Here is a 7,472-nt window from a genome sequence, read left to right as displayed (position 1 = left end):
GGCAGCGCATGGTCGGCGGCCAACGCGCGCTTCGACTTCTACATGCGCGGCATCGTCACGCGCTTCGACTATCGCGACGCGCTGTTGTTGGACATGCAGGGCAATGTCGTCTATAGCGTGCTGAAGGGCCCCGATCTCGGCACCAACATTCTGACCGGCCCGTATCGCGATAGTCGAAGCGCGTGACGATGCCGCGCATGTAGAAGTCGAAGCGCGCGTTGGCCGCCGACCATGCGCTGCCGTCGCCGGCATCCAGGGCGGGTAGCGCGTCGGGGCTCGGCCGGGGCGCGGCGGTGTAATACGCCTGAACGTACTTCTGCGCGTTGGAACTTGGCAGGACGGCCCTGATGTCGATGGTGTCGCCGGTGATTCGCTTGATCGGTTTGATCATCTCGTTGTCGTAGTAATCGACCAGAGACTGCTGTTGCGCCGGAGAGATCTGCGCGTTGTTCAGTTGGGCGAAGTCCGCCGCAAGGGCCGTCGTCGCCTGGTTGATGCCGAACCCGCCGCTCCAGGTGATCAGCGAATTCGACACCTCGCGGAACAACGCCTGCACCGCCCGCTTCTGGGATTCACGCATCTCGATCAGGCGTTCGGACTCGACCTGCCGCAACGCGTTGCGTCCGGACGCCGCCCCGATGGCGCCGATCACCGCGACGCCGAGGATGCTCGACAGCAGCATGGTGATCAGAATCTTGGATTGGATGCCGAATCGGAATCGGGCCAGCGCACGCTGACGCGGGCGCTTGGTAGCCGGTTGGGCCGGTTCGGGATCGATATGGGGTTCAGCGTCTGTTAGCTCGCTCGTGGTCAACCGCCTGCCCCTTTTCTTTCCGATCCTGCACCCCTAACGGAGCAGAATATCGCGCGGCCACCCAGTTATTCGGCGTTTGCCGTGACGCGATTCGGCGTCGAAAGTGCCGGTGGCCCTGGTGTGCCTTGCCATCCCGTCGCGACTAACGTCGGCGGCATGGCTGGGGTTTGTGTAGTGGGCAGCGTCAATCTCGATCTGTCGTTGGGGGTCGACGCCCTTCCGCGGCCTGGCGAAACGGTTTTGGCGTCGTCGTTGACAAAGGCCCCCGGCGGCAAGGGCGGCAATCAGGCGGTGGCGGCCGCGCGCGCGGGCGCGCAGGTGCAGTTCGTCGGGGCGGTGGGCGATGACGCGGCCGCCGGACAATTGCGCGCCCACCTCGAGGCCAACGGCGTCGGACTGGACGGAACCGTCGAAATTCCCGGCCCCAGCGGGACGGCCATCGTGGTGGTCGACGCGAACGCGGAGAACACCATCGTGGTCGCGCCGGGCGCCAACGGTCGCTTCACGCTGACCGACGACCGTGCGCGTGCGGTCATCGCGCACTGCGATGTGATGTTGACCCAGCTGGAGATCCCGGTGGACACGGCTGTCGCGGCGGCGCGACACGCGCGTTCGGCGGGGGCGATCGTCGTCGTGAATGCCTCGCCGGCCGGCCAAGACCCGCACTCGTTGGGCGAATTGGCGGCCGCGGCGGACGTGGTGATCACCAACGAAGACGAAGCCGACGAATGGCCCTGGCGTCCAGAGCATTTGGTGATCACGCTGGGCGCGAACGGCGCCCGCTACGTGGGCACGGACGGCGAGTACACCGTGCCGGCTCCGAAAGTCGATCCGGTGGACACCACCGGGGCCGGCGACGTGTTCGCCGGCGTGCTGGCCGCGAATTGGCCGTCCAATCCGGGCTCGCGGGATCGGCGACGGCTCGCATTGCAGCGTGCGTGCGCGGCGGGCGCGCTGGCGACGTTGGTCGCCGGCGCCGGCGATTGCGCACCCGACTCCGGCGCGATCGACAAGGCGGTCCGCGGCGGGTCCTAGCCGCTCTGCCCGCCGACGTCGTGGGCGATTCTCAGACCGTCGCCGGTGTCCATCTCCTCGGCCGCCTGAGTGAGCAGGACGCGACTTCGACTCGGCGATAGCAGGGCCGAGAGGTAGTGGTGCGGTCCGTCGGCCACGTAGACGAGTCGGTTGACCCGCAACAGGGCCGCGCCGATCGGCATGTCGAGCAGCTGCGCGTTGCGCGGGCCCGCGATCTCGGCCGTGATCTCGTGTCGCACCCGGTCCATGGTGATGCCGCCGTCGGACAGCAGTTCGTAGAGGGGTGCGCGCCGCAACGCGGCCGCGGTCAGCACCGGGGCCAGTTCGGGCGGCAGCCAGGCGTCCGTCACCATCAGCGGCTCGCCGGTCCTGCGTTGCCGGCGCACCCGCACGATGTGCAGCAACTCGCCGGTGCGCCCGAGGGTTTCGGCGACGACCCGGCTGGGCGACCGCGTGCCCAGTTCGACCACCTCGACCTCGGTCTCGAATTGGGTCTGGCGCAGTTCCTGCAGATACGAGCGCCCCGTCGGCGCATCGGCCGGAGCATGTTGGCGCACAAACGAACCGACGCCATGCCGGCGTTCGATGTAGCCCTGTTCGGCGAGGTCGGCCAGCGCGCGCCGCACGGTGATGCGAGAGACCCCGAACTGATCGCACAGGGTCTGCTCGGTGGGCAGCGCCTCGCCGGGGGCGATGACACCGCGGTCGATCTCGTCGTGCAGCACCAAGTACAGCTGCCTGTGCAACGGCACACCGGCGCTCGCGGACACCGGACCGGCCTTCTCGCTGCGCTGCTGCACGGTGCTCAATGCTGTCACACCGCCTCCCTTGCGCGATTCGATCAGTTGTTATAAACATATAACAACTACCCACCCATCGACTAGGGGTCGTTATGACTGCGGTGCAGCAGCGGGTCGCCACCGATCCGGTCGGGCCAACCGGTCGCCTTGCGACCTGGGTCGCCGGGCTCACGCTCGACGAGGTCCCCTCCGCCGTCGTCGAGCGCGCCAAGCACCTGCTGCTCGACGGCATCGGCTGCGCCCTCGTGGGGGCGCAATTGCCGTGGTCACGCGTCGCCACCGGCGCCGTGCTGGGTTTGGAGGGCTCCGGCGACTGCGCCGTCATCGGGACCGGCCAGCGGACCAGCCCGCCCGCGGCCGCGGTGCTCAACGGCACGTACATCCAGGGCTTCGAACTCGACGACTTCCACCCGCTGGCCCCGCTGCACAGCTGCTCGCTGCTCATTCCGGCGCTGCTGTCGACGGCGTCGACACGTGCGGCGCCGACGGCCGGCGCCGACCTGCTGCTCGCGTCCATCGCCGGGTTCGAGGTCGGGCCCCGCGTGGGCTACACCCTGCACGGCACCCAAATGCTCGACCGCGGATGGCATTCGGGCCCGGTCTTCGGCACCCATTCGGCGGCGATGGCGTCCGGCAAGTTGCGCGGGCTTCCGCCGGCGCAGCTGGAAGACGCCCTGGGCCTGGCCGCAACCCAGTCGGCGGGTCTGATGGCCGCGCAGTACGAAGCGATGAGCAAGCGCATGCACCACGGCCTGGCCGCCCGCAACGGCTTCTATGCGGCGGGTCTGGCGGCCGCCGGCTACACCGGGATCAAGCGCGTATTCGAACGTGAATATGGCGGCTTCCTCAGCGTTTTCGGCGAAGGCCACGACCCGGATGCCGCACCGCTGACCGGTGAACTCGGCCACCGCTGGGAGACCTCGCTCATCATGGTCAAGTCCTATGCCGCGATGGGTGGGCTGCACGGCGCCATCGATGCCGCCCGGGAGTTGCGGAAATCGGTTGCACCGGGCGATATCTCGTCGGTCGACATCACCGTCGGAGAGACCGTGTACAAGCACGGCTGGTGGGTGCCGGAGCGTCCGCTCACCCCGATCGGGGCACAGATGAACATCGGGTACGCCACTGCGGCGGCGCTCCTCGACGGCAACGTGTTGCCCGAACAGTTCACTCCGGCCCGGCTCGATTCCGATGACGTCTGGTCGCTGATCGCTTCCACCACAGTGCATCTCGACGAATCACTGGCCGGCGCCGGCATCGCCGAGAGATTCCGCACCGATGTCGCGGTGACCACCCGGGACGCAACCGTGCACCGGGCGCGGGTGGCCCTGCCGCACGGCGCACCCAACGATCCGGTCACCAACGACGAAGTGGTGGCCAAGTTCCACGCGCTGGCCGACCGGGTCACCGATCGCGGCCGCGCCGCGGCGATCGAGCGCGCGGTGGTCGGTCTCGACGACCTGACCGACATCAACAACCTGATCGACCTGCTCGCCGACCCCGTCGCGGGCGCGCTGGACTGAAAGGACGCAAGATGGCAACAACACCGGCCCGCACTCGGCTCAGAGCACTGCTGGACAACCGCGAACTCATCGTCGCGCCAGGCGTTTTCGACGGGATATCCGCGCATCTGACCAGACGCACCGGGCACGTCGCCGCCTATATGACAGGCGCCGGTGTGGCGGCGTCGGGCTTTGGCCTGCCCGACATCGGCCTGGTCACCGCGACCGAGATGGCCGATCGGGTCGCGATGATCACCGGCGCCCTCGGTGACGTCCCGCTGATCGCCGACGCCGACACCGGCTACGGCGGACCGATGAATGTGGTGCGCACGGTGCGTTCCTACGACGCGGCCGGGGTGGCCGCCATCCAGCTGGAGGACCAGGTGTTCCCGAAGCGTTGCGGGCACCTGCCGGATAAGCAGGTCGTCGACGCGGCGGTGTTCGAACAGACGCTGGCGGCCGCGCTGGACGCAAGATCCGATGACGACCTGCTGGTGGTGGCCCGCACCGACGCCCGCGCACCGCTCGGTCTGGACGCGGCGATCGAGCGCGCCAACCGGTACGCGCAGGCGGGCGCCGACATCATCTTCGTGGAGGCGCCGCGGGACGACGGCGAAATCGAGCGCATCGCACACGAAGTCGACGCTCCCCTGCTGATCAACCTGGTGCTCGGCGGCCTGACACCGCTGCAGTCGGCGTCGCGGCTGCAGGAATTGGGTTATGCGATCGCCATCCACCCCAGCAGTCTGCTGATGCAGACAACGTTCGCCATGCTGCAAAGCCTGTGCGAACTCAACGGCACCGACCTGGCCGCCCGGCTGCCCACCTCCCCTGCTGACTTCTTCAACCTGGTGGGCATGTCGGAATGGCGGGCGCTCGACGACAAGTACGCACGAACCGAGGACCGCACATGGGCATGACCATCATCGAAAAGATCTTCGCCCGCAAGGCCGGGCTGGACTCGGTGGCACCGGGTGACACGGTCGTGGTCGACGTCGACATGACCATCCTGATCGACCTGCAGTTCGCCACCATGTGGATACAGCCCAACAGGATTCACGACCCCGACAAGCTCGCGGTGATCATGGATCACGCCGTGCCCGCCCCGACCATCAAGGACGCCGAGGGCGGCCACCACGCCCGCAAGTTCGTCGCCGACTTCGGCATCGAGCACTTCTACGACGTCGGCCGGCATGGCATCTGCCACCAGGTGATCGCGGAGAACGGGCTGGCCCGCCCGGGAGAAGTGCTGGCGTGCACCGACTCTCACACCTGCGCGGCAGGCGCATACAACACCGCGGCGCGCGGGCTGGGTCCCGCCGAGATCTATTCGATCATGTGCACCGGCTCCACCTGGTTCCAGGTCGCGCCGACGATCCGCTACGAATTCCACGGCGCCAAACCGGACGTGGTGAGCGGCAAGGACATCTTCCTGCACATCGCCAACGAGTACGGCGACGCGCCCAATCAGAACCTCGAGTTCGGCGGCCCCGGCCTGGCCGGCATCCCCATGCACGATCGGCGGACCATCGCGACCCAGGGCGCCGAGGTGTCGGCCGATTTCAGCACCTTCGAGCCCGACGACGTGTTGGCGTCGTTCCTCGACGAACGCAGGGCCACCGGATTCGACGCCGTCACACCGGATTCCGACGCCGACTACCAGGACATCCGGCGCATCGACCTCGCGGCGCTGGAACCATACGTGGCGCGACCGGGCACCGTCAGTCGTAACGGTTCGCCGGTATCGCAACTGGGCAAACAGAAAATCGACCAGGCCTTCATCGGCTCGTGCGCCAACGGGCAACTCGAGGACCTGCAGATCGCCGCGCAGGTGTTGCGTGGCAAGACCGTCGCACCGGGTGTGCGACTGCTGGTGACCCCCGCCTCGCAGGCCGTGTACCGCGAGGCCATGCGGCGCGGCTATCTTCAGGACCTCGCCGACGCCGGCGCCGTCGTCACCAACTCCACCTGCGGTGCCTGTTTCGGCTACCACATGGGGGTGGTGGGCCCCGGTGAGGTGTGCATCACGGCCAGCACCCGCAACTTCACCGGGCGGATGGGCAGCACCGAGGCCGAGATCTACATGGCGTCCCCGGCCACCGTCGCCGCGTCCGCGGTCACCGGCTACATCAGCGACCCGAGGAGCGTGATCGCATGACGCTGCGTTTCAGCGGCAAAGTCTGGGTGTTCGGCGACAACCTGAACACCGACGCCATGTATCCGGCGTTCGCCATGAAGATGGAACCGGCCGAGGCCGCCAGGCACGTCTTCTACGAGGTGCGGCCGGGCTGGACCGACGAGGTGTCGCCGGGCGATATCGTGTTGGCCGGCAAGAACTTCGGGCTCGGCTCGTCGCGGCCCGTGGCGGCGCTGTTCGTCGAGCTCGGCGTCGCCGGCCTGGTCGCCGAGGAATTCAACTCGCTGTTCTTCCGCAACGCCGTGAACTCCGGGCTGCCGGCGATCACCGTCCCCGACGCCACCACGGCGTTCAGCGACGGCGACACCGGAACGTTCGACCTGGCCGACGGCAGCTGGCGCAACGACACCACCGGCGCCTCGGGCAGCGTCGCGAAGCTGCCCGACCTGATTCTCGACATCATTGAGAGCGGCGGCGTGCTGCCGCGGCTCGCCCGGCAGGGCTACCTGCCCAGCGAATTGGGCGACCTGCTGCGCTCACCCGCGGTGGCGATGCGCGGCGCGGGCAGCGGCGCATGATCGAACGGCTGGGCAGAATGCTGCGGGGCGTGCGCGCGGGTGCCCACCGAAGTCCGCTCGCCGGTGGCGCATTCGCCGCGCCCACCACCATCACGGTCACCAGCACCGCGTTCGCCGACGGCGGCGCCCTGCCGGCGTCCAGCGCGGGCAAGGGCGTGGGTGACAACACGTCGCCGCCGCTGCGTTGGACGGGACCACCGCCCGGGACGCGTCAGCTGGCGCTCCTCATCGACGATGTCGACGTCCCGCTGCCCCGCCCGTTGGTGCACACCGCCGCGGTGATCGAACCCAGCGTCGACGGCGTGGCCGCCGGGGCACTGCAACCGGGATGCGCGGGGATCCGCTTCCTGCGGGCCGACCTCGGTCACCACGGCTACGCCGGCCCACGGCCGATTCCCGGCCACGGGCCACACCACTACCGCTTTCACGTGTTCGCGCTCGACGCCGTCCTCCCGGACACCGTGACCACCGCCAAGGGACTGCTGGCCGCGATGCGCGGGCACGTGCTGGCGCGGGGCACGCTGACCGGAACCTACCAGCGCTGAACGGACGAGAGACCCCGCTGACCTGCGGTTGGCAGTGTTTGGCAGCGCCTGGGATCGATCT

The 7,472-nt window shown here is 68.5% G+C and carries 7 protein-coding genes and 2 pseudogenes; 7 read left to right on the top strand and 2 right to left on the bottom strand.

The genetic code is table 11. The annotated features are described in order from the left end of the window. Positions 1–174, top strand: a pseudogene (locus tag A5708_RS27645) (hypothetical protein); the annotation flags it as partial. Here A5708_RS27645 and A5708_RS21030 read toward each other — a convergent pair. Next, a pseudogene (locus tag A5708_RS21030) lies at positions 164–814 on the bottom strand (adenylate/guanylate cyclase domain-containing protein); the annotation flags it as partial. The pseudogenes A5708_RS27645 and A5708_RS21030 sit on opposite strands and share 11 nt — an antisense overlap. 156 nt (positions 815–970) lie before the next feature. Here A5708_RS21030 and A5708_RS21025 point away from each other — a divergent pair. Next, the gene (locus A5708_RS21025; protein ID WP_065030473.1) at positions 971–1,849 is read left to right on the top strand and encodes a ribokinase; all 879 of its coding nucleotides are present in this window, start codon (positions 971–973) and stop codon (positions 1,847–1,849) included. Here the strand turns inward: A5708_RS21025 and A5708_RS21020 are convergent. Beyond that, on the bottom strand, positions 1,846–2,658 hold the full coding sequence (locus A5708_RS21020) for a GntR family transcriptional regulator (protein WP_155766113.1): 813 nt from the start codon (positions 2,656–2,658) through the stop codon (positions 1,846–1,848). The genes A5708_RS21025 and A5708_RS21020 overlap by 4 nt on opposite strands. A gap of 83 nt (positions 2,659–2,741) precedes the next feature. Here A5708_RS21020 and A5708_RS21015 point away from each other — a divergent pair, with 83 nt between their 5' ends. Genes A5708_RS21015 through A5708_RS20995 form a run of 5 tightly spaced genes read left to right on the top strand, consistent with a single transcriptional unit; the run spans position 2,742 to position 7,411 of the window. Beyond that, a complete protein-coding gene (locus tag A5708_RS21015; RefSeq protein ID WP_065030472.1) occupies positions 2,742–4,172 on the top strand; it encodes an MmgE/PrpD family protein in 1,431 nt (476 codons plus the stop codon). 11 nt (positions 4,173–4,183) lie between these two features. Next, positions 4,184–5,071: an isocitrate lyase/PEP mutase family protein gene (locus tag A5708_RS21010; RefSeq protein WP_065030471.1), complete on the top strand. Its 888-nt coding sequence runs from the start codon at positions 4,184–4,186 to the stop codon at positions 5,069–5,071. Then, a complete protein-coding gene (locus A5708_RS21005) occupies positions 5,062–6,309 on the top strand; it encodes an aconitase/3-isopropylmalate dehydratase large subunit family protein (protein WP_065030470.1) in 1,248 nt (415 codons plus the stop codon). The genes A5708_RS21010 and A5708_RS21005 overlap by 10 nt, the downstream gene beginning before the upstream one ends. Next, complete coding sequence (locus A5708_RS21000; protein WP_065030469.1) at positions 6,306–6,866, top strand: 3-isopropylmalate dehydratase; 561 nt, start codon at positions 6,306–6,308, stop codon at positions 6,864–6,866. Before A5708_RS21005 ends, A5708_RS21000 begins: the two co-directional genes overlap by 4 nt. Continuing rightward, a complete protein-coding gene (locus tag A5708_RS20995) occupies positions 6,863–7,411 on the top strand; it encodes a YbhB/YbcL family Raf kinase inhibitor-like protein (protein ID WP_065030468.1) in 549 nt (182 codons plus the stop codon). The genes A5708_RS21000 and A5708_RS20995 overlap by 4 nt, the downstream gene beginning before the upstream one ends. Positions 7,412–7,472: the final 61 nt, after the last annotated feature.

The organism is Mycobacterium colombiense (genome assembly GCF_001672755.1).
Classification (GTDB): domain Bacteria; phylum Actinomycetota; class Actinomycetes; order Mycobacteriales; family Mycobacteriaceae; genus Mycobacterium; species Mycobacterium colombiense_C.
This window is presented reverse-complemented; position numbering and strand designations above follow the sequence as displayed.